Source organism: Fretibacter rubidus (genome assembly GCF_041429785.1).
GTDB lineage: Bacteria > Pseudomonadota > Alphaproteobacteria > Caulobacterales > Maricaulaceae > Fretibacter > Fretibacter rubidus.
On record NZ_CP163423.1, the window covers coordinates 2,368,751 to 2,391,119 of the forward strand.

15 protein-coding genes are annotated in these 22,369 nt (G+C 46.3%); 5 read left to right on the forward strand and 10 right to left on the reverse strand.

All coding sequences use genetic code 11. From position 1 onward, the window contains the following. Window positions 1-170: 170 nt before the first annotated feature. Window positions 171-896, reverse strand: a complete 726-nt coding sequence (locus tag AB6B37_RS10970) for a hypothetical protein (protein ID WP_371395836.1) — start codon at window positions 894-896, stop codon at window positions 171-173. Then, window positions 847-11,385 (reverse strand): polymorphic toxin-type HINT domain-containing protein, encoded by a 10,539-nt coding sequence (locus tag AB6B37_RS10975; RefSeq protein ID WP_371395838.1) that lies wholly within the window; start codon window positions 11,383-11,385, stop codon window positions 847-849. Before AB6B37_RS10975 ends, AB6B37_RS10970 begins: the two co-directional genes overlap by 50 nt. A gap of 326 nt (window positions 11,386-11,711) precedes the next feature. Here AB6B37_RS10975 and AB6B37_RS10980 point away from each other — a divergent pair, with 326 nt between their 5' ends. Genes AB6B37_RS10980 through AB6B37_RS11000 form a run of 5 tightly spaced genes read left to right on the forward strand, consistent with a single transcriptional unit; the run spans window position 11,712 to window position 17,162 of the window. Then, entirely contained in the window at window positions 11,712-11,978 is a 267-nt protein-coding gene (locus tag AB6B37_RS10980) for a flagellar biosynthetic protein FliQ (protein WP_371395839.1), read from the forward strand. 7 nt (window positions 11,979-11,985) lie between these two features. Then, window positions 11,986-12,744: a flagellar biosynthetic protein FliR gene (locus tag AB6B37_RS10985; protein WP_371395840.1), complete on the forward strand. Its 759-nt coding sequence runs from the start codon at window positions 11,986-11,988 to the stop codon at window positions 12,742-12,744. A gap of 9 nt (window positions 12,745-12,753) precedes the next feature. Then, entirely contained in the window at window positions 12,754-13,932 is a 1,179-nt protein-coding gene (locus AB6B37_RS10990) for a flagellar biosynthesis protein FlhB (protein WP_371395841.1), read from the forward strand. Beyond that, on the forward strand, window positions 13,932-15,956 hold the full coding sequence (locus AB6B37_RS10995; protein ID WP_371395842.1) for a flagellar biosynthesis protein FlhA: 2,025 nt from the start codon (window positions 13,932-13,934) through the stop codon (window positions 15,954-15,956). Before AB6B37_RS10990 ends, AB6B37_RS10995 begins: the two co-directional genes overlap by 1 nt. A gap of 42 nt (window positions 15,957-15,998) precedes the next feature. Beyond that, window positions 15,999-17,162 carry a tetratricopeptide repeat protein gene (locus tag AB6B37_RS11000; RefSeq protein ID WP_371395843.1) on the forward strand — a complete coding sequence of 388 codons (1,164 nt, stop codon included), beginning with the start codon at window positions 15,999-16,001 and terminating at the stop codon, window positions 17,160-17,162. On the opposite strand, the gene AB6B37_RS11005 is transcribed toward AB6B37_RS11000, so the two are convergent. The 8 genes from AB6B37_RS11005 to AB6B37_RS11040 form a co-directional block, all read right to left on the reverse strand. Beyond that, a complete protein-coding gene (locus tag AB6B37_RS11005) occupies window positions 17,159-17,515 on the reverse strand; it encodes a hypothetical protein (protein ID WP_371395844.1) in 357 nt (118 codons plus the stop codon). The genes AB6B37_RS11000 and AB6B37_RS11005 overlap by 4 nt on opposite strands. A 9-nt stretch (window positions 17,516-17,524) precedes the next feature. Next, window positions 17,525-18,091, reverse strand: a complete 567-nt coding sequence (locus tag AB6B37_RS11010) for a hypothetical protein (RefSeq protein WP_371395845.1) — start codon at window positions 18,089-18,091, stop codon at window positions 17,525-17,527. Window positions 18,092-18,101: 10 nt separating this feature from the next. Then, complete coding sequence (locus tag AB6B37_RS11015) at window positions 18,102-18,842, reverse strand: sigma-70 family RNA polymerase sigma factor (protein WP_371395846.1); 741 nt, start codon at window positions 18,840-18,842, stop codon at window positions 18,102-18,104. After that, on the reverse strand, window positions 18,839-19,564 hold the full coding sequence (fliP, locus tag AB6B37_RS11020) for a flagellar type III secretion system pore protein FliP (RefSeq protein WP_371395847.1): 726 nt from the start codon (window positions 19,562-19,564) through the stop codon (window positions 18,839-18,841). Before fliP ends, AB6B37_RS11015 begins: the two co-directional genes overlap by 4 nt. Continuing rightward, window positions 19,564-20,013, reverse strand: a complete 450-nt coding sequence (locus AB6B37_RS11025) for a hypothetical protein (protein ID WP_371395848.1) — start codon at window positions 20,011-20,013, stop codon at window positions 19,564-19,566. Before AB6B37_RS11025 ends, fliP begins: the two co-directional genes overlap by 1 nt. An 84-nt stretch (window positions 20,014-20,097) precedes the next feature. Next, window positions 20,098-20,403: a FliM/FliN family flagellar motor switch protein gene (locus tag AB6B37_RS11030; RefSeq protein ID WP_371395850.1), complete on the reverse strand. Its 306-nt coding sequence runs from the start codon at window positions 20,401-20,403 to the stop codon at window positions 20,098-20,100. Continuing rightward, window positions 20,396-21,193 (reverse strand): FliM/FliN family flagellar motor C-terminal domain-containing protein, encoded by a 798-nt coding sequence (locus AB6B37_RS11035; RefSeq protein WP_371395851.1) that lies wholly within the window; start codon window positions 21,191-21,193, stop codon window positions 20,396-20,398. The genes AB6B37_RS11030 and AB6B37_RS11035 overlap by 8 nt, the downstream gene beginning before the upstream one ends. Beyond that, complete coding sequence (locus AB6B37_RS11040) at window positions 21,193-22,368, reverse strand: flagellar hook-basal body complex protein (protein WP_371395852.1); 1,176 nt, start codon at window positions 22,366-22,368, stop codon at window positions 21,193-21,195. The genes AB6B37_RS11035 and AB6B37_RS11040 overlap by 1 nt, the downstream gene beginning before the upstream one ends. Window position 22,369 lies beyond the last annotated feature (1 nt).

Here is a 22,369-nt window from a genome sequence, read left to right on the forward strand (position 1 = left end):
TTATACCCTTTGGAGGTGGTAGGCGCGGCCTATTATTTAATCCGGGGGGATTGAATAAAACCGGAAAAGGCTCCAGCAGGGGTTAGCTGCTATCGCCGTATATATTGTCCGTTGACGTTTCCGCACACGGCATTACACAACTCAGCGTGTGCGGAGGCACATCGTCATCACTAGGGTTTAATTCTAAACCTTCGCCTTGCATTAGGTTTAATAGTGTCATGAACTCGTACGCTGTTAGGCGGCGGATTGTAGCAAGTCCGAGCTCCATCTTTACTAATGTATACATCACTATCTTGTAATTCTAGCAGGTCACTAACAGTTGATTTAGAAACTTGGGAGCTATTATTCGTGTGTTTTGAGCGTCTATCTTCCAGAGCATGAAAAGCAGACGAATTTACACTTTCAAGTATTTCCGACCTCATACACATGCTAATTGTTAAACGCCCCCAATCGTGAATATAAACATCGTCGCTTTCGTCTATCGAGGTAGACTTAACTTCACCAATAACAAAAATTGGCCCTTGACTTGGGTCAACGTCTGAAGCGGCCCCAACAACAACAAGACCACTTAGGGTTTCTCTATTAGTATAACCGATCGCATTACTTATAACTTCAACTTTAATCCTAGCCGCAAGTAAATTGTGTGCAAATTCTTCATAACCATTAAAATAGTCACTAGCATCTCCAAGAAACTCTAGCTCATAGACTCTACCAACTACACCAAATATGCTAGTTGGACGTTGAATTGTCTCTTCATTCTCTAAAAAAAGAGGCGCACTTGGGCTTGAAGCGCAAGCGCTGACCATAAAAATCGTCAAATTAATTAACAAGTATCGGAACACTTGCTTAGTTCTCGACTGTGAAGTCAAAATTCTTCCAATTTCTTGCAGTCCCATCTGAATTCAATTCCCTAATAACATAATCATTTGCTTTTGAATTATAAGTCTGCCGTCCAATTTCAGTAATTTTTCTGCTGTTTCTGGTTATCATAAAGTTTGGCTTATCAATTGTACGTGTAATTAAATTGTCTCCTGGCCCAACTGTTTGATCAGCATCCCGATGCGCATGAGCGAAGGCGACGTGGTTAGTTTTCCTGAAATCGATAAAAGCAGTAGCAGTGTAAGAACCTATCGCGATCTGGCTTATACCAATTTCCATTTGAGCGTTAGTAGAAAAAACGACTCCCCTCTCTGCACCCGAAGTTCCCGAGTTACTGCCGTAATTAATGGACTTCGCTACGCTCAAGACTGCCTGTCGCACCTTTAGGCCAGCATCAACAGGATCAGTCGACGCACTCTTTACACCAGCAATATTTTGAACCTCTGCACCGGTCCAATTTCCTTTTTTAGTGTCACCAGAGGGGAATTTGTCAACACCAACAAAATTTTTCCAAAGACCCACACTAGCTATTATATTAAATTCCTGAATCGACAGATTATCTTGCATCACGAAATTTCTGTTATCGTTTGACCAAGTACCAGAGGATAATTTTTGTCCTGCAGAGATAAGTGCTGGATCGGTGGCAAGAATAGCTTCAAAAAACAGTTGATCCTTCCTATAGAATTTTTTGACTACGTCATAACCTTCGTCATAGCCTGCGAAACCCAACGCTCTTGCTAAGTCCGCTTTACTACCAACCGAAAGATCAATCTTTCCGTTAGAGGCAATTAAAGGTGTTCTATAGTTCGAATCAATATTTCTATTCGCTACAGTCTCATCTCTTATTTTTCGTATTTCAGCGATACGACTTGCATCAGTAATACCAAATTTTTTAAGAATATTATCCTCGCGGTACACCTTAGCCATTGCGTCGGCCTTTTCTTTACCATGAGTTTCTTTTAATGCCTTGTATTCATCTTTTGGCATGTCGTACTTGTATCTATTATGCACCCACACACCACTCTCGCCGACATAATAGGTATGGTGGTCTTCAACGGCAAAGTTGTGGACTGTTGAAAGTTCATCGACTTCATCCAGGGCAGTCACAAGGCCTTCTTGTCCGTTAATACCGATAACACGGTCACCGACAGAGAGATCACCTGCAGAGCGCCAATCGTACGTGTTGACCATGCTTAGCGTTTCGCCGTTTATGGCCTGCCTATGTCCCTCTATTGCATCTTGTAAAACACGGCCCTCAATAACGGCAAAAGGGTGTTCAGGCGTTGTACGGAGTACATTTTCCGCCCCGTCTTTGAATGCAATTGTCACGTCCAGAGTCGTCCTGTTTTCAAAGCGGTACAATTCAATCACTTGTTTTTGGTGGACGTCATGGTTGTTGAAATGTTCGTCGCGAGAATAAACCCAATCACCGACTTTGATTTCATCAATGCGTTTAAGGCCATCAGGCGTGTGTATGAGTGTGTCTGCAACAAAGCAGGCATCGATATAACCACTTAAAGCCTGCCCAACAACATCAGGTATGGCGGCTATTATACCATCACTGAAACTGGTGCCATTAATCGCGCTTCGTGTTGCAGCACTAGCTATAGCGGCAGCCCCGCCTTGTATAGCACCAGCTATAGCTCCAGCCGTTCTTCCATCTGCAATGCTGTGTGCAAACCTTCCAACAGCACCGCTGATACCTGCACTAACTCCGCCTGCAACGCCTGCCGCAGCAACACTGGCCCAGCTAAATTTATCTTGAAGACCAGTCGCAACACCGATACCCTGACTGATGGCACTACCAGCCGCCGCACTGGCTGCCCCGCGCGCTATTTTATCAGCCGTAGTTAGTCCTTTAGCGGTTGTAGAGAGAGCATCAATATTACCTAGACCTGCGCTAATCCCGCCGCCAATCGCGGCAAGAGCCACATTTTTCCAGCTAAACTTGTCTTGGATACCTGTGGCTACGCCAACGGCTTGTGAGGCTATTGAACCCGCTGCGGCTGCGCCTGCTCCAACGGCTACGGCCGTGAGGCCACTTAACCCTAAGCCGCCTCCAGTGAGAGCTGCACCTGCGCCCGCGAGTGCAGAACCTGCGGCTCCTGCTGTACCTGCCGCTGCGCCAGCAGGGCCTATGATTGCCGCCGCGGCCCCTGCGGTGGCCAGCGTCACCACGACGGCCACAACCACCAGCAGAATTGCGCCTAGGACGCCGCATTTTTTGCCTTTGGCGGCGTTTTGCGGTTGGGGTGTTGTGGGGTTTAGGTCGCCTTGGACGTCGCCTGGGGCATAGGGTTTGAACGTTGACGCATTATGCGTTGATTTCACCACGCCGGACGGCAGGTTGAGGGACTGCCCTTCGATGAGGGCCGCGCTGCCTGTCATGCCATTTGCAGAGGCGATTTTATACCACAGACTGCTATCGCCATAGATATTAGCCGCAATGCTTTGTAGCGTATCGCCGCTGCGCACTGTGTAGCTGCCCGACGTGCTGCCTTGGCTATAGCTATTGATCGCTTTATAGGCGCTCTCAAAGTCAGCGTGATTGGCCCCGGTTGTGCGGCCATGCTTAAACGCGCCCGCATTGGTGCCTGTTGTGGGGGTCGTTGTACGGTCCGTTATCGACTGACTATAGCTTGTGTTGAACGTGCCGTTATTACCGACATAGCCCATTTCTGTGCCGCCGTAGCGGTACCAGATTTCATGCGGATCGCCGCCGGCTTTATAGTCTCTTTCGTCGCGGCGGATGGTTTGGCCCTGATTATCGACCGTAAAGGTGACCGTGCGGGCACGCCCGTCACTCACGCGGGCCGAGAGCAGAACGCCGCTTTTGGAGTTTGTGTAATAGGTCGTATTAATGCGGTCGCTCGACGAGCTTATATTACCGTCAAAGGTGGCCCGCGTTTGCACGGCACCATTATAATAAGCATAGCTATTCGTCGTGCGCGATGTGTTTTGATGGCTATTATTTTTATAATTAGCCGTTGTTACCGTGTTGGCTGCACCTAGGGCATAAGAGGTACCTGCGCCATAATCATAGGTCGTAACGCTTTTGAAGGTCCCGTCCGAACGCTTGGTAATGGAGGTGTCATTCGTAATTTGGCTCTTATTGTTATAAATCTTGGTGCTTTGGAACGCGACTGTTGTCCCGTTTGCTTCATAATCTTTTTGAAGTGTCTGGCGGCCCATGGCGTCATAGCTCATAGATGAGCGCAGCGTACCGCCCGCGCCCGGCGTGCCCGTTGTAGATGATGTCGTGCGAACCTGCGTGACCTGCCCACCCGTATTATAGGTGTAGTTTTCACGGTGGGTGGTTGTTGTCGTGGTCGCCGTACCGCCCTTTGGGAAGGTGTATGTTGTGGTATCTTTGAGCGTATAAGCGCGTTGCCCCGCCGCGTCATAGGCGATGTCAACACCGTTTGCGCCGCGCACAATGGACGTCCCAAGCAGAGCACCATCCGCCGTGGTCATGCGGTTCATATTATCGAACTTATACCACATATCTTTGGTGGTCGTCGTGGTCGAGGCCACGCCCTGCCCGTCAAGTGTACGGTGTGTGGAAAGCGTGCGGCGGATATTGCCCTGTGCGTCATACTCAAACACTTTGGACGCTGCCGGTAGTTTCGTCGTATAGCCAGATTGCACCGCTGTGCCAAGTTCGCTCCAGCTTTTAATTCGGCCTAGCGCGTCATATGTCGCGCGCGCATTTTGAAGCGTGATATGTGTTGTTGTCGTATAGGTTCCAGGAACAAGGCCATTCTCTTGAAGGAACTGTTGATACGTTCCGTGATAATCATCATAGTCAACCGCTTCATAATAATCGTCATAATAGTCGTCACTATGTTGAACAGTCGTCGTTTGAGTGAACTTTTCAGATGTCAAATTACCCGTTTTATCATAGCCATAATCCGTCGTACGCGATACGTTATAATTACTATAAACGGCCCCGCTTATGACCAGCTTATCAAGCTTGCTTGTATTCAGATAATGATAAGTCTGCGTGTCCAGACCTACACCCGAAGCCTGTGCTAAGCGTCCGCCCTTATCATAGGTATAATTAACCTGACGGTTCTCCAGATCATGGCTTTGAATGGCCTTGTTAAAGACATCCTTATAGACCTTGCTTTGCTTACCATTTGCAATCGTTGTCGTCTGGAGCCAACCGCCATTGCCTGCCAAAACGCCCGTCCCGCTAAAGCTATAGCTGGTCGCGGTGATATCGCCCCCGATGGCGCGCTGGACAACAATGCGGCCCTGCGCGTCATAATCAGTGGACGCAAAATCAGGCCCACCAGGTATCGTCGTGCCTGTAATTTTATCAAAATAAGAGTTTGTGACCGCAACATTATTCCACTGCTTATATTGCTGCCCAAGCCCGTCATAAGAGAAGTAATCAATCAGGCCGCTAGCGTGATTAATTTGGGTCAGATTGCCCATCTTATCGAAGGTGTTTGTTGTAACCCGGCCAAGCTGATCGGTAATCTTTCGGGCGTTGCCTTGGATATCATAGCCCGTTGTGACCGTGCTGCCATCAGCAGCCGTCGTTTTTGTAATCAAGGCTTGAGTGCCATTATACCCCGTACCCGCCAGCAAGGTTTGCTTGGTCAGATTGCCATTGGCATCTTTACTGGCCACCAGACGTCCAGAGATATCATAATAGTAATATTCCGTGGGGCGGACATTGGATTTAACGCCGTTCTCGCCCGTGATTGACACGGTTGGGCTCTGGACCTTTGTGCGACGGCCCATTGTATTATAGGTGTAATTAATCGTTTTATTATTGGCATCAGTCTCAGAAATCACCTCACCAAAAGCATTATAACCGCGCTTAGTTACAAAATCAGCGCGCAGTTTTGTACCCGCCGCATTATGATGCTCGCGCTCCGGCTCACGCACCTCAATCGCTAAGTTACGCGCATCATATTTAGTAATGACCGCAGCCATATCGGATTCATAATCCGTGTTAATCCTATTGGCATTGGCACCATTAGACGACACACCCCAAACGGCCAGAACCTGCGCAATCGTCTTATTATCAATATTGCGTCCGTTAGACGTCATAACCAGGCTTTGGTTACCGTTATTATCATACATGAAGTATTTATAAGCGCCGTCACCCGAGTTGGTACGCCATAAGCGCCCAGCGTTATCATAAGCCATTTTCTCAGCGTATTTGCCGTTAATCCCGCGCTCTGATACATCACCAAAGGCGTTATATCTGGTGTTCACCGTATCCAATGCCGCCCCCCCGCGGCTCCATGTAGAGCCCGATTTGACCACAGCGCCCTGCGCCGTTACCCGGCCCTCTTTATCAAAGTCATACCCAATGCCTTCAATCTGCGTCGCCCCATTGGTCACCCGCGCATATTCTTCGCGCACCATCTGACCCTTGGCATCATAGCGGTACGTCCGCACAAAACCGTTACCATCCGTCACAGAGGTCAGGCGCCCACCCTTGGCATAAACATAATGAGAATCAGAGGCGACCGTTCCTGTGGTGCCATATTTATAAACACGCGAGACATCATTTAGGCCGTTATAGAGATATTGCACCTTAGGACTAACAAGAGTGGTTCCATCCCGATAATCATCATAAGCACTGCGCGTCTCGTAATTCATGCGCCCCTGATTATCATAAGCGTAGTCAATATATTCGCCCGTCGCTTCCGTCTTGCGCGTGACTTGACCAAGCGCATTATAGGTATAGCTGATGTTAGAATGCACCGTGGTCTCACCCGTGCTGCCGTTAAAGACTTTCACATGATAGCGTGTCTCGCCTGTACGACGACCGTTAAGGTCATAAAAGAAATCAGTAATGCGGTTATCCGCCCCACCCGTGCCGTCATGTTTCAATTCACGCGTGACATTGCCATCCGCATTATACGTCCAGTCAACAACATAGCCGCCCGCATCCACCTGACGGGTCTTGCGACCAAGCGCATCATAAGTGCTAACCGTTTGCCCACCATTCGGATCAATAACCTTCGTTACATTGCCATTGGCGTCATACTGATATTGCGTGCGCAAATCATTAGTCGCCGCCGTAATCGACAGGCTAGTCCCGAACTTAGCCGTCTGCACATCATGCACATAGCTGTCCGTCATACGGTTGAGTTTATCATAAACAAAGGTTGTACGGCGGTAGGCGCCTGAACCCGCTGGCGGCGTGCCCAAAGCATTGGTCGGCAAGCTCACCTTTGTGCCGTAAACCCGCGTTTCCATAAGGTTGCTATTGGCGTCGTAAAAATTACGCACCAGCGTGCCCTCAGGGCTAATCTGATGCGTGACGCGGTCCATACTGTCGTAGTAATAAAGCGTGCGCGCCCCGTTCGCGTCTTTGCTCTCAATCAGATTGCCGCGCCGATCATAGGTAAAATACTCAGTCGGCGTAACTGTCGATGCGCTGCTATCAGCCCCTGATGTATAGATGCTAACCGCGTCGCCTTTTTTCTGGATGAGTTGATCGGCATTATCATAAACATAAGTCGTGGTTCGAGCTTCTGTACGCCCAAAAGCCTCAATGGCCTTTGTCTGATTACCACGGCTGTCATACTCATATTTATTGATAATCTCAGATGCTACCAAACCGCCCGTACTGTTGTAGACATTCGCGATAACCCGGCTCTGGGTCATCTGGCCGCGCTTGTCATAAGTATTATGGGTATAGCCGCCGAGCTTATTGCGGACAGAGGCCCGCTGTCCAAAAGCTGTATAGCTATAGGCCTCATATTTACCAAGCGCATCTGTAACGCGGGTCACCTGCCCTAGCTTATCATAGGCAAAGGTCGTCGTCGCCCCATTGCGCTTAACAGTTCTCTGCTCGCCAAAGGCCGTATAGGTAAAGTCTGTATGATAGCCCAAAGCATCCGTGGTGCGCGTGAGCTCCCCCGCACGGTTATAGCTATTCGTCGTCGTATTACCATTCGGATCCGTGGACGTTTTAACCTGACCAAAACCGTTATAAGTGAACGAACTCACCCCACCTTCTGCATTGGTCTGCGTGAGGACATTGCCGCGCTTATCATGGGTGAAGTTTGTGGTTTGATTAGCAGTCGCATAAGCATGCACATTGCGCGTATCAACGACCTGAGTTAGATTACCCAGACCATCATAGGCGTAATTTGTCTGATTACGAGAGCCCGATGTTCCTACATTATATTCAAACTTGTGCTTAAGTCGCCCCGCAGCATCATTGACAAAAAGAACGCGGCTCTCATCCCGGCCCTGGCCATAGGCCCTTATATCCCACGCAACCTCACCATTGGCATAGTAGCCCTTATAATTTCTCGTCCCATTGGCGTCGTAAACAGATGACAAACGCCCCTGATGGTCATAGCTGTATTTTGTATCAACCCAGCCGCCCTTATTGGTGCTGTTTATCGTTGATGTACTCCAGCTATCGGTCGGGGTCACTTTACCCGTCCAGCGGATCTCGCGCGTCATGCGCCCCGCCGCATCATAGTCAAAACGCTTCACATAGCCTTCTGCATCAACACTAAAGCGTAGCACATTGCCAGCCGTATAGTAATTGCGGCTAATGCGGGCATTAGCCGCATTCCCCGCCGCCCAGCTGTTCATTTGCCCCTCAGTCGGTACACTTGAGGTCGTGCGCGTGTTCGCATATTGTGTGGTCTTCGTCACATTACCGCGATTATCGTAATTAAACCGAGTCACGGAACCCGTGCTGTCAATACTATAAACCATTTGGTTTTTAGTATTATAGACCGCGTAACCTGAACGATTAGAACTCGCCGAACCCAAAGCCGCCACGGCGGCCTTAACAGTCGTGTATTTATAATTCGATTGCGTAGAAAGACCCTGAGCATAGTTGATAGTTTGACGCACCAAACCAATAGCGGCACTGCTGCTACCGTAGACATACTCCGTAACCCGCCCTAGAGGATTAATTTGGAAGCGCAAATTTCCTTGGCCGTCATAGACATAACGCGTCAAAAGATCTGTTGCGGTGCTTTTGGAAATTGCACCATGCGCGGCATTAAATGTGCCCGTGCGATAAGCCGTAGGAACGGCATTCACATAGCTATCTTCTTGGATTTTACGCCCTGCCTTGTCATAGGTAATGCGCGTAAGGTAACCATCGCCATTGAGCGTACCTACAACCCGCCCGTCGCGGTCATAAAACGTACGATCAACCGCATCTTTAGCGTTGGCCGATGGCAAATAAGCACTCGCCGATGTGCCCGAGTGCAAATTCGTAAGCTGCGCCGCGCTGAGCTTGTTAAAATAGCCTTTGGTCTGAACAAGACGACCCGCATGATCATAGCTATAGGTCGTGACAGAGCCGTCGCCCATCACCGTGCGCGTGACCTGCCCTTTATTATCATAAGCTGTCCACTGCCAGATATCGTAACTATGGTGATTGGTCGCTTGATTGATATCGCGCCGCACGTCTTTGGCTTGCAGCGTATTATTTGGATTATCCAACGTAGCCAGCATAGCGGTACGCGCAGCTGTGGCCTTGTAATTTGTATAACGCGCAGCCGCAATCTGGCGGCCATTTTTGTCATAACGGAACTCTTGAACAAACCCTGCATGATCAACAATCGCTGTGTTATTGCCTGCCTCGTCATATATAAAATAGGTCTTAAGCCCAGTCTCATCCGTGCTCACCCGAAGCCGGCCATCCTTGTCATATTTATGGGTGGATGTCCCCGTCACATCAAAAGAACCGCTACTGGTCGTGCTAATAAGGTTGCCAGCTTTGTTATATGTCGAGGTCGTGACAGCCCCGCCAGCCGTCGTCACAATCGTCTTGGTCGCCGCATCATTAAACACAATGCTGGTCGTGCCGCCGTTAACGTCGCGCGACGTTACCATGCGGCCAAGGCCATCATAGGTATAGATAGACCCAATATCGCGTGTTGACTTGCTCGTTAAAAGACGCCCGCCGCTATCATAAGTATAGCGTAAGTCCGCATAACCTTCCGCCGTTGTTGCCCCGCCGCTAGCATTCGTATCACCATAATTAATTGTGCGCGTGCGATTGCCTTTGGCATCGTAGAGGTGACGCGTTAATTGCGACTCATTACGGTCGCGCCCGTTCCGCCACGCATCCATTTGCGACAATGTCGGTATCGCCGAACTTGTACTATAGCCGTTCTCTGGATATTGAATCTCGTAAGTGAGATTACCCGCCGAGTCATAGCGGTATTCCGTGACAGAGCCCTGCGCGCTGATGCTATAGCGAAGATGCCCCTCCCCGTCATAAACGAAGCGGTCATAACCCCAAACATTTGACGCGGTTGCGTCAGAACGTTCTGATTGCACCCGCGTCAGATTGTTGTTCGCATCATAGATGTTATTTGTATGACGTCCGGCTTGGTCAATAACCTTGGTGACATTACCCCGTGCATCATATTGGTAAGTTGTGGTTTTGCCCTGCGCGTCCTTAACTGACGTCACATTACCTGAACTGTCATATGTAAAGTAATTAGAGTGATCAATGCCATTGGCAGGGGCATAAATGCGCGAACGCGTTAGCTGTTCATTCGCGTCATGGTACAAAATCGCGCGCGTGCCCGAGGGATCGTAAATATTTGTATAAGCATTATTGCTCGCATATGTCAGCCGCGTCTGCCGATCCGGCTCGCCATTCCCTGGCTTTTGCGTGATGTGCGTAATACGCCCTGAACTATCATAGGCAAAATCAACGCGCGAACCATCCGTTTGCGTAACGCTCGCGATACGCTTAGTCGACCCATGATAGCTATAATTGGTCGCGTAAATCTTGCCATCAGAGACAGAGCTATTCTCAGGCGTAAGGTCCGTTGTAACCTTAATCAGCCGGTTAGAGCTATCATACGCATAACGCGTGCGCGTATGCGTTTTGACGGACCCGCCATTAGCATAGGTCTCAATCGAGGTGATGTTATTTCCAGACCACGTATATTTAAGATAGCCGCCATCCGCCGTTGTTACTTTTGACAACTTTGAACCAGAATATGTGAATGTGACCTTGTTATTGTCACGGTCATAGGCCTCACGGATATAAGTCCCCGTGCCAAAATAAACCTCACGCGCGCCGCTATTGCCGTCTGTCCATGTCCATTTTGATGATGCATAGGTGATTTTATCATGCGCCCCCGCCCCGTCCGTCGCCCAATAAGCCGCAACGCCAGATATGGTCTTGTAAGTATAGGTCACCTCAGAACCATCCGCAGAAATGCGGTTGATTGTGCTACCCGCCGCATTAATCGACCCTGAATGGCTGCGGACCCGGCGATCTGTACTCTGACGCCAATGATCGCCGTTTTCATCCAGCGCGCCTAGAGAGTTATAGGTTCGGCTGATGCCAACATCGCGACCCTTACCAACTAAAAAGTCGTCTTGGCGGTTAATCAATAGGTTGCCTGTCGCGGCATTTACAGAAATAACGTCGCCGCCGCGCCCCTGCACGCCGCCGCCCAAGAGGCCCGCCGTGCCTATCTGCGCGGCAGAACTCCGCTCAAACCCAGCGCCCAGACCTGTAAATACTGCAACCATGATAAACTCGTGATAAAATTACTCTCACTTCCCTAATCAGGAACAAAACAAAAAAGTTTAGAAAAAAATTTGAAAAATACTGATTGCAACAATTTGCTAGGTAGGAAGAACAGATTGAACAAGAAAAAAGTGCACATTATCAATTCTTTAGAGATTAATTTTTAAAACTGACTGTCTGAGCGAATTAATCAGCTCGTCTAGCTTTGATTTCTACAAATAGCGCAACTAGCAATGTATATCTGCATTAAATGTCAGCGGTTTCATTACGCGTTTGACTTACACAATTCTTAGGGTAGCCTATAAATACAAACTTGGGGGAGAGAATTGTGGGAACAGATCAAGCGGTATATCTGCTTAGTCAGATGGTTTGGAACGCGCTTATTGTTGCAGCGCCCATATTACTCGCAACGCTCTTTGTAGGCCTCTTGATTAGTATCTTTCAAGTCACCACACAACTTCAAGAGATAACCCTGAGTTATGTCCCAAAAATACTCGTCACAGCATTTTTATTAATTGGCCTGGGGCCTTGGATGATTGGACGTATTGGTAGTTTTGCAACGTCGTTATATCAAATCATACCCGGGTTAAGTTGACGGTAGCATGGAAGAATTTACATCGCAAATTTTAGCTATTCTGCTTATTAGCTTACGCATTTCGCCAACTTTTGCCTTTGCGCCACCCTTTACCCTTCTGCGAGTCCCAACAACAATTCGCGTCTTGTTAGGAGTCAGTTTGGCGACTTGGCTAGTACTATCAAAGCCCGAAGCGACATATCTTAGAGACATCAATTTATACAATCTACCGATGCTGGCATTAGGTGAGATAATCATTGGCACAACACTAATGCTATCATTGCAATGGGTAAGCGCAGCAATTTTGATGATTGGGCGTGCTGTAGATGTGCAAACAGGCTTTGGCCTTGCCTTACTCATAGACCCGACAACTCGGTCGCAACGCCCGCTAATTGGGACAATATTCGCCTATGCTGCTGGCGCGGTTTTTTTCTCGCTTGATGCTCCGACAGACCTGCTTATTATATGGGCGGAGTCGATTGAACGACTACCTCTTGGGGCTGGCTTCATTGAGCCAAATATATCTGTATTTTTAGCTTTTATTTCAACAGCCTTCGCCTTAGCGACAGGTTTAGCAGGCATTATATTTTTAACATTGTTTCTGATTGACTTAACGGTTGCTTTCCTTTCCCGCACACTCCCGCAAATGAATGTATTGTTGATTGGTTTTCAGGTCAAAACATTAGCCGTGTTAGCAACACTACCTATTGCTATCGGCTATTCTATTGCCACTTATATTCGGCTAGTACGCCTGTCTATAGAGACAATCCCTATGATGGCCTGGTAAAGGCCACTCATGTCGGAAACCGAACAAAATAAAACTGAAGAACCAACAGATTTCAAACTCAAGAAAGCCCGTGAAAAAGGACAGGTTGCAAAGGGCCAAGATATTGCTTTCTTCGGATTATTGGTCGCTCTCGGAATTTATGCGATTGTCGCAGGGCCGCAAACTATGCGCAAATTGACCATGATGATGCGGCGGGTATTTTTATCCTCCATAGAAGGTGCGGAAGACCCGAATTTGGCTTTGACATCTATTAGATTGGTGTATTGGCCGGCTGTACAAACGCTTGCCCTTCTGGGGGCAACGCTTTTCGTGACGGTAGTGCTTATGCAATTGATACAATTGAGAGGTCCAATTTTTACGACTCATCCTCTAAAGCCCGATTTCAGTAAAATTAATCCTGGTAAAGGCCTTAAACGCATCTTCTCGATGCGAACGCTAAAAGAAGCCGGGAAAAACATTATCAAAATGAGTATATATCTCGGCGCTACATATCTTTTGATTATGTACTGCCTCCGGATTTACGCCCCTACACTTATAGATGCAGATGGTTTAGTTCGTGCGCTTCATGGCGGTGGCTTACGCTTATTATTCATGTACACTTTACTAGCGCTATTTTTTACCGCGATTGACCAAATTATTGTCCGTAAAGAATTTACTAAACAAATGCGTATGAGCAAATCAGAGGTTGAACGCGAGCATAAGGACCGTGAAGGCGAGCCGCGTATGAAGCAAAAGCGTAAACAACTGCACGCCGAATATATAAAGCAAACCCAAGGATCGGGGGACCTTCCTGGATCCGATGTTCTAATTGTAAATCCGCAACACTATGCAGTCGCTTTGAAATATGACGCTGAGAAGATGATAGCGCCGATGGTTTCAACAAAAGGACGAAATAATTTTGCCCTAAGTTTAAAGAAAAAAGCTTTTGAATTGTCAGTTCCAATTGTACCGCAGCCAAAGTTGGCTCGCGCCTTGTATAAATACGCGAATTCAGGAGAAGAAATTCCCGCAGAATTTTATCAAACTGTTGCCGATATATACTTAAGGCTATATCGTCAAAAGCAATCTAGGCGAGACAATAAAGCTGATGATAATAAGGGCAATGGGGATGCAAACGTATCGCCTAAAGATGCTGACCAGTCATCAAACGATGAAACGGATACTGGGCATGACCTTGGGGAAGACTAATGTTTAAATGGTTTGAAAACAATAAGGATCTTGGCCTGGTATTTGGCATGATTCTGATACTTGTTGTTCTGTTTTCGCCGATTCCGCCCATGGCTCTTGACATGGCCATCGTGATTAACTTCGGCTTTGGTTTAACGATTTTAATGCTCACGTTTTATGTTAAAAAGCCGACAGACTTTTCAACTTTTCCTTCTCTGCTTTTAATAACAACCCTATTTAGACTCTCCTTAAATATTGCTGCAACCCGCCTAATCCTAACAGGTGGAGAAGCAGGACAAGTTATCGGATCAATCGGGACTTTTGCCGTTGGAGGCAATTTCATTGTAGGTCTTGTTGTTTTTTCCATCTTAATTGTCGTTCAATATGTCGTGGTGACATCGGGAGCGCAACGCGTATCTGAGGTCGCGGCGAGATTCACACTCGATTCCATGCCTGGGCAACAAATGAGTATCGACGCAGATTTGAACATGGGGCTAATTGATCAAAAAGAGGCGCTTCGTCGACGCGAGGAATTAGAAAAGGAAGCCTCCTTTTACGGTTCTATGGATGGAGCAAGTAAGTTTGTAAAAGGTGATGCGATAGCTGGCATTATCATCATTCTCATAGATATAATTGCTGGTTGGATTATTGGTGTAGTACAAATGGGAATGGGTTGGGGCGAAGCCCTAGAGCATTTTACACTTTTAACAATTGGCGACGGCATTGCCACACAACTCCCTGCTTTAATCATTGCAGTCGCAACTGGTATTATCGTTACACGGTCTTCTAATGATAAGGAATTAAGTTCTGAAGTTTTCAAACAGTTGTCTTCTATACCACGCATTCCGATCATTGTATCTGTTGTGCTGTTTGCGATGATGCTAATGCCAGGTATGCCAAAATGGCCCATGTTTATCCTAATCCCAATGTGTTTCTTGGCCTATTTAAAAATGCGGCGGATTGCCCAAGAAGCCAAAGATGAAGATGAGATCGAAGAAGAAGCGACGACCACGATTAGCAAGCCATTGCCATTGCTTGAAATTGGCTTCGGTTCAGAACTAACAGAGTCTTGGAAAAATAACGAAGCGACCATCATGGAGCGTATTTCAAATTTACGTGATACCCATGAAAAAATGATGGGGATCGGTTTCCCGAACATGAAAATCGTTGATAGCGAAAAACTAGGTAGCATGGAGTACGAGATTAAGCTGTTTGGAACACAATATGCCAGTGGCACCATACATCCTGACATGGTTCTAGCAATAAAAGGCGACAACGCAAAAGATGATATTGTCGGCATGGAAACTACGGATCCAGCATTCGGCCTGCCTGCTCTATGGATTGAGGGAAAACTCTCGGAAAAAGCAAGAGACTCAAACTATACAATAATTGATCCACTCACTGTTCTTATTACTCATTTAGGGGAAATAATGCGAGATGAAGCCTCTACACTTCTGACCCGCAATATAGTGGTCAAACTCATTGAAGAAGTCCGAGATAGACAAGGTGGGTTGATTGAAGAACTGATCCCCAATCTCATGACCATTTCTGATATACAGCGCGTTCTCCAAAACCTCTTGTCTGAAAATGTTAGCATTGCGAATATCGACATCATTGTGGAACATCTCGTCGACCTATCGCGCACTGAAAAAGATACGACACGCTTAACCGAACTCATTCGTCAGCGCCTGAGCCACAGCATCTGTAATAATTTGAAAGACCGGCATGCTGATTTGGCTGTTATAAGTTTAGATCCACGTGTTGAAAATCAAATTGTAGCAGCAGTTAACATGCAGGGCGGTAACACAGAGACACTGGCAGTGGAGCCTAAGCTTGCCCAACAATTAATTAACAAACTTGTAAAAACCTCCGGTGAAATGCACAGGCAAGGACGCGCCCCTGTATTACTGTGTGGAGCAGAGGTAAGACGACAAATGCGTGTCTTAACACGTCGAGCTCTGCCAAAGCTCGCAATATTATCAGTAAACGAGATACCTGTCAGCGTGAGTTTGAAATCATTCGACATCGTGAAAATCGATAGCTAGTCCAATAATTTCAGAGAAACGATATGACCAAAGAGAAACGATATGACCGAAAATTTTATCACTCAGGAAATCAGCGAAAACTTAAAATCGCTTTTAACGTTTCTGGCCAGCGACCCTGAAAATGTTCCGCTGTTATCTGATTGCACAGAATTGGCGGTAAATGAAAACGAATGGAAACTCGCAGCTGGTCTAATTACAAGACTAACTGCGCTTGGTCCGTTGAGTCAGAAAAACCGCGGAATGGCTGGATTAATTGCCATGCGTACACAAGACTTTGCCAAAGCAGCCGAACATTATGAAGCATTATTAGCAACAGGTGTAGATGAGCCGTCAGTAAAGTTTAATTTGGCATGGTCAATCGCAATGGAAAAAGATTTTGACCGAGCCCTAGAGTTGCTTGATGAGGCTACGATAAAGGCTTTACCCCAAGCGGCTATGCTTCATCTGCAAATTCTGCACGAACAAGGTAAGTTTGATGAGGCCGAAGCCTTGGCCCGAGACTACAGTACAGCAGGCATAGAGCATGCGGGTCTTAACGCCGCCATCTCTGTACTAGCCATGGATGTTGAAGATATTAACCTGGCTAAGGCTTCAGCGCTTAAGGCTGGTAATCATCCAGATGCCTTAACAACACTAGGAACATTAGCGCTCGGAGACGATGATCCAGAAGCAGCTTTAGAAATGTTCAACAATGCTCTTTCTATAAATCCACATGGCCCAAGAAGTTGGATTGGCAAAGGTCTCGCACAGCTAGTCAATGGTGAACGAGAAGATGCTATGAATAATATCGATAAAGGTGCTGAGATGTTTGGCACACACATTGGTAGCTGGATTGCAGCTGGCTGGGCGCATTTTGTTCAAAATGATTACAAAACAGCGCGCGAACGGTTCGAGCGAGCCCTAGACATTGATGATAATTTCGCAGAGTCGCACGGCTCTCTAGCGGTTATTGATGTGGTAGAAGGAAATCTTGCAGAAGCGCGCCGACGCACAAAGACTGCGTTGCGACTAGATAACGAATGCTTTTCAGCATCCCTCGCACAGGTTTTAATGTTATCAAGTAGCGGAAATGAAGAAAAAGCGAAGATGATTTTTGAGCGGGCTATTAACACGCCCATTGATGATACAGGGCGCACAATTTCACGGTCTATGACACGTATGGGATTATCATCGTCTTTCGGACAATCTTCAAGAACCTTACACTAATTACCTTCATCCTCTTGAAGTTCTGACATGGCCTTTTCGAGTAATGCTTTTCCATCAGAGTCATCCGAGATAACCTTCAAAACATTATCGATTACACCTTGAAATGATGGGTCATTCGCTAGGCTAGCGCCGAACTTTTCGGTTAAAACACCTGTTATTAGCGCGCGGTGTACTTCATTTTCGGGAAGTGCATCTTGGTCGAGCATGGACCTGAAACGCGACAATGGCCTTGGCTTAGCCTCTTTCTTAGAAACGCTTGGACCTGTGGTCTTTTTCTTCTCAGTTTTTTTCTTCTTTTGTAACTGCGCTTGTATCAGCAGCATAACTTGATCTGTGCTTGTGATGCGGGTCATCAAACTACACTAGTTTTTACTTGAATATTGATTAAGGAGTAAAGACGTTGCAGATGTAGCATCGTCATCATCGCCTTGGGAATTATTACCATCATCTGCGTTAAGTAATGGCACGCATTGTTTGATTATGAGTTCCATATCATTATTAAGGGGTGGATTTTCCTTATTGTTGGCAATTCCTTCCCTTAAAGTATCAATACAGTCTTGAAATTCGTCACGGATTAAATGGCGCAAACCCATGACGAATGATTTTAGATAGTGACCATCAGGCAAGCCATCTAACCTGGCCCACGTCTTAAGAGCTGCATTCGATTCTCCAGACGTTAGCTGGAAAAAGCCAAGTTGAAAGCGAGCAATTGCAAAATCAGGCGCAATTTCAACAGCTTTAGATAAAGCGCCATGCGCTTCTATGAGTTTTCCTTGACCTGCTAACACAGAGCCTTTCAAAAAGTGCAGGCGTGGGTCAGCATCAAATGCGGCCAGCAGAGCATCAATAGCCGCAAGATCATTTCCTCCCTCAGTTTGCATTGCAGCGACCAAGGCTTCCATTTGCTCGTTAGGACAGATTTCACTCATTATATTCTCTCTAATATATATTTCCTATACGCCGTTTTAGTTTGATAACAGCGGACTTATGTAATTGGGATACACGACCTTTACTTAGATTCAAGAGTTGCGCAATCTGAACAAATGCAACACCAGACAAATAATGTTGCTTAATAACAGTTTTTTCAATCGATGGTAAGTTTTCAATCTCTCCTGTAAGTTTCGCCTGCAACTCGCGCCACGACAAAGTTTCATACGCATTAGGCGCAGGATCAGCCCCTACTCCCGATTGAGATACACCTACATCTTCCAAAATAAACCCCAAAGCCAAGCCGACTGCCAAATTTGAAATTTGGGTCAGTGCATCCTCATCACTGTTCGAAACTTTAAGAGATCTTAAACGCTCTGTTTCCATACGACGTTTATAAGAATACTGTGCCCCGCCTTCACTAGAATGTGATAGACCGTCTGTGATACTGCCCAAAATACGATAGCGGGCATAGGCTTGGAATGGAACATTTTTGAGAGGGTCAAACCTGTCCATTGCCTCCAATAAGCCTGTAAAAGCAAACTGCTCGAAATCACAAAACTCCAGACCATAGGAAGGCCGTCTCGAAAATTGTTTACGAGCAATCTGATTAGCCAGACTTTTGTAGCTGTTGAACAATCTTTCCCGGCATGCCAAGTCGTCATCATAACGAAAACGACGCCAAAGCGACGCTTCGACATTTTGGGGTTTCTCAACCAAGCTGAGGCCAGAATTTTGGCCCTCAAAAGTCATCCAAAACCCCCTAATACACCTTGTATCACCAAGGCCCATCCATCAATCACCACAAACATTAACAGTTTAATAGGTAGTGAAATCGTGGATGGTGGCACCATCATCATACCTAAGGACAACAATATACTTGAGACCACAAGATCAATAAGAAGGAATGGCAAGAGAATAACAAATCCTATTGTAAAAGAAACACGCAATTCATTCAGGATAAAAGCGGGAGTCAGAATTAGCATATTCACGTCGCTTGGTGTCTGCGGCAAAGGTTGCCCTGAGATTGAGTACATCGTTTGCAAGTCTTTGTCGCGTGTATGGCGTAACATAAACTCTCGCAATGGCTCACTTCCCTGCTCCATCGCCGTTTCCAAAGTGACTTCGCCTTGGATGAAAGGTTGAACTGCCAAATCATTCACCTCTGTAAGGGTTGGCGTCATAACGAAAAGTGTCAAAAAAAACGCTAAGGTCACTAAAACTTGGTTTGGCGGAGTTTCAGGCATGCCAAAGGCATGGCGAACCATCGACAAGACAATTGCGATGCGTATGAAACATGTCATACTAATGAACAAGGCTGGTATTATGGCGAGAAGTGTTAGTAAAATCGCCGTGCGAATAAGTCCAGAACTTTGCTCTTCACCCAAGAGTTGTGTTGTGTCCTGAGCATAAGATGGCTCAAAACCGTAAAAAATGACGGCGAGAAAAAACGTGATTCCAAAGATAAAACGCATTATTCGATTTCACCTGCTTTGTTTTTTTCACCTTTCATTGCATTTTCAAAACAGGAATTAGATGAAATTGGGCGTTCTTTTTCAGCCAGTATCTGGGCTTTTTCATGTCCGACAAGAATAAGGTATTCAGTGTCATCATAAGCCACTAACGAAATATCGCTTGTTGCGTTAAGGCGGTGTGTTTCTAGGATCGCTACCGTATTCTTTCTCTCACTGCCACGGCCAAATAGTATGGCAGAGAAGTTAGGTGCGCTACGGCCGTTTTTTTTGATGTTTCTAAGAACATGCGCAATCGCATAGGCCAAAAAAACACATAACAACAATCCAATAACAAGACGCGCAATAGGTGGCTCAAAACTTGTTCCTGTTGCCAAAGGTTGAGTTTGGGCGTTTGCTTTTATTGCTGACGCCCCAAAAACAAATAATATGCTATATATTTTTTTTAACATGAAGAGTTTACAGCGCATCAGGTCTACGCGCATGAATGCCACATTTCGGGATATCATCCTAGAGAATTGCACGCGCCACTCAGCCTATGTTTGAGCAATGGAAGTAATGCGCACACCGAAATTATCCCCAACAGCGACAAGTTCGCCTTTCGCGATCGACGTTCCATTCAAGCGAAGGTCAATGGCCGCATTTAGAGCCGTATCAAGCTCAACTAAAGAATCGACTTTCAGTGCATTCAATTCACTCACCGTTAATTTTGCTTGGCCAAGAAACGCCTCGACGGTAAGCTCAATATTACTCAAAATATGAGATTGTGCATTTTTTTGATCTGCTAGCGTTTTACTAGCCTTGCTGCCTTCGACGTCTTTTTTTTCAACTTCTTTATTCATCAGTGGCGTCCATGGTTATATTTGTAAGATTAAGTGTTTTACCATTATTTGATTGTGTCAATCGGCACTTCAAATTTGCAACAAGTTTGTTGTTTATCATTACCGTCATAGGTTTATCTGTGAGACTGTCGAGCACAAAGACATCACCGACAACCATACTCTCTGCATCTGCAAGGCTTATTTTTCCTTTGCCAACCCGAGACCCAATTGTAATTATTTCCTGTTCAATAGCCTCACTCTTTAACCCAAAAGAAATGTCATCATTGACGTCACCTAAAGTTTCTTTTCGAACATGCACAAGACAGTCACGGTTCACAATATAGGTTAATCCAAATACTTTTTCACCTTGTCGCAGAATAAGAGAATAACCTTCCTGATCAAGCAATGGGATATGATTTTTAAATTCAAGATCGTTATTGATCCCGAAAAGTTCAGCCAAACGATCATTCAAATCTTCAACACAATGCTTTGAGAGCGCGCGAAAGACTTGCCTTGACGCGCCGGTGATCGCCCCGACATCAGCACGCTGACCCAATAATGACAAACCAAGTGAATCCACAACATCATTGTTTAAAATAGCCGCCATATTGTTCCGATTACCCTGCCAGACGAGAGCGTCAGATAAGTCTACATTGTCTTTGGTATCTACTTGTGAAAAATGTACTTGAAAGGCTGGTGCCTGCACAAACCAATGTGCAGACCATGCATCTATAACCTTGTGAAGCTGTTGGCTGACACCACCGTCGACCAATGCATTTTCAGGCAACCAACGTTGGAAGACTGGCTTCACTATTGACCTCGAAGTCCAAATAACTGCTGTATCATATCATTAGATACGCTCACGACTTGAGACGAAGCCTGATACCCGCGTTGCACAAGAATAAGATCACCAAATTGCTGCGACAAATCCACATTGGACGCTTCGATACGGTTTGACCGCACAAGGCCAACACGTTCACTCGTAGAAGACAGCAGTTCTCGACCGGTTGATTTATTATAAGTAAAAAGACCCGCACCAGCACGTTCCAAAGACTGAACATCCTGAAAGTCTGCAATCGAAATAGCTCCCAGGTTTTCTGTCTGCTCATTGGAATATTGTATTTCCAATTCGCCGTCTTCATTGACAGACACGGTTGTAATTTCGCCAATTCCGAAACCATCAATATCTGTTGTACGCAAAGTAGAGACTTCGCCAGATGAGAAAGAAGTGACATTTTCAGAGAAATCCAGGGAGACAGTGCGCCCGCCAGCAGCATCACTAAATTCAAGTTCAGATGTCGTTGGATCAATAATACCATTAATAAATTTTAGTGTTTTTTCACCTAATTCATCACCAGCGCCGTTCGTTACCTTAACTTTCCATTCTCCTTCAGGATCTGTTGCTTCTCTATTAAACGCGATTTGCCAAGTATCAGAGGCACCTTGCGCATTGAACACTTCAACATCAGACAACAATAATTCTGTAGCGGTGGAAGACAAGTTGTCGCCAAATTGTATTGTTGTCGTCGCCTCTGGCGCATCAATACGATATGAGTCTAGAGACAGGCTTTCAGCTTTACCGTTTGCATTTAGCACGGTTAATTTATAATCAGTGCCAGCTAAAACAATAAAGCCATCGTTATCGACCTCAAAACTACCTGTACGCGTGTAGTAATAGTTACCTCCACCCTCAAGAACGAGAAAACCATTGCCTTCAATTGCAAGGTCAAGATCTCTATCAGTCTGTCTGATTTCACCTTGGCTGAAATCTAATCGCTCGAGCGACAACTCAACGCCTGTTCCATTGCCACCGCCCCCGCGCGTGTAAGAAACGCCACTTGAGCCTGAGCCAAACAGATCATTAAAGCCTATCGTCGTAGCCCTGTAACCATTGGAGTTAAGGTTAGTGATGTTATTACTAACCTGCCTCAATCCATTAGAATAAGCATTCATACCGCTAAGCCCGATAAACATTGCTCCAAACATA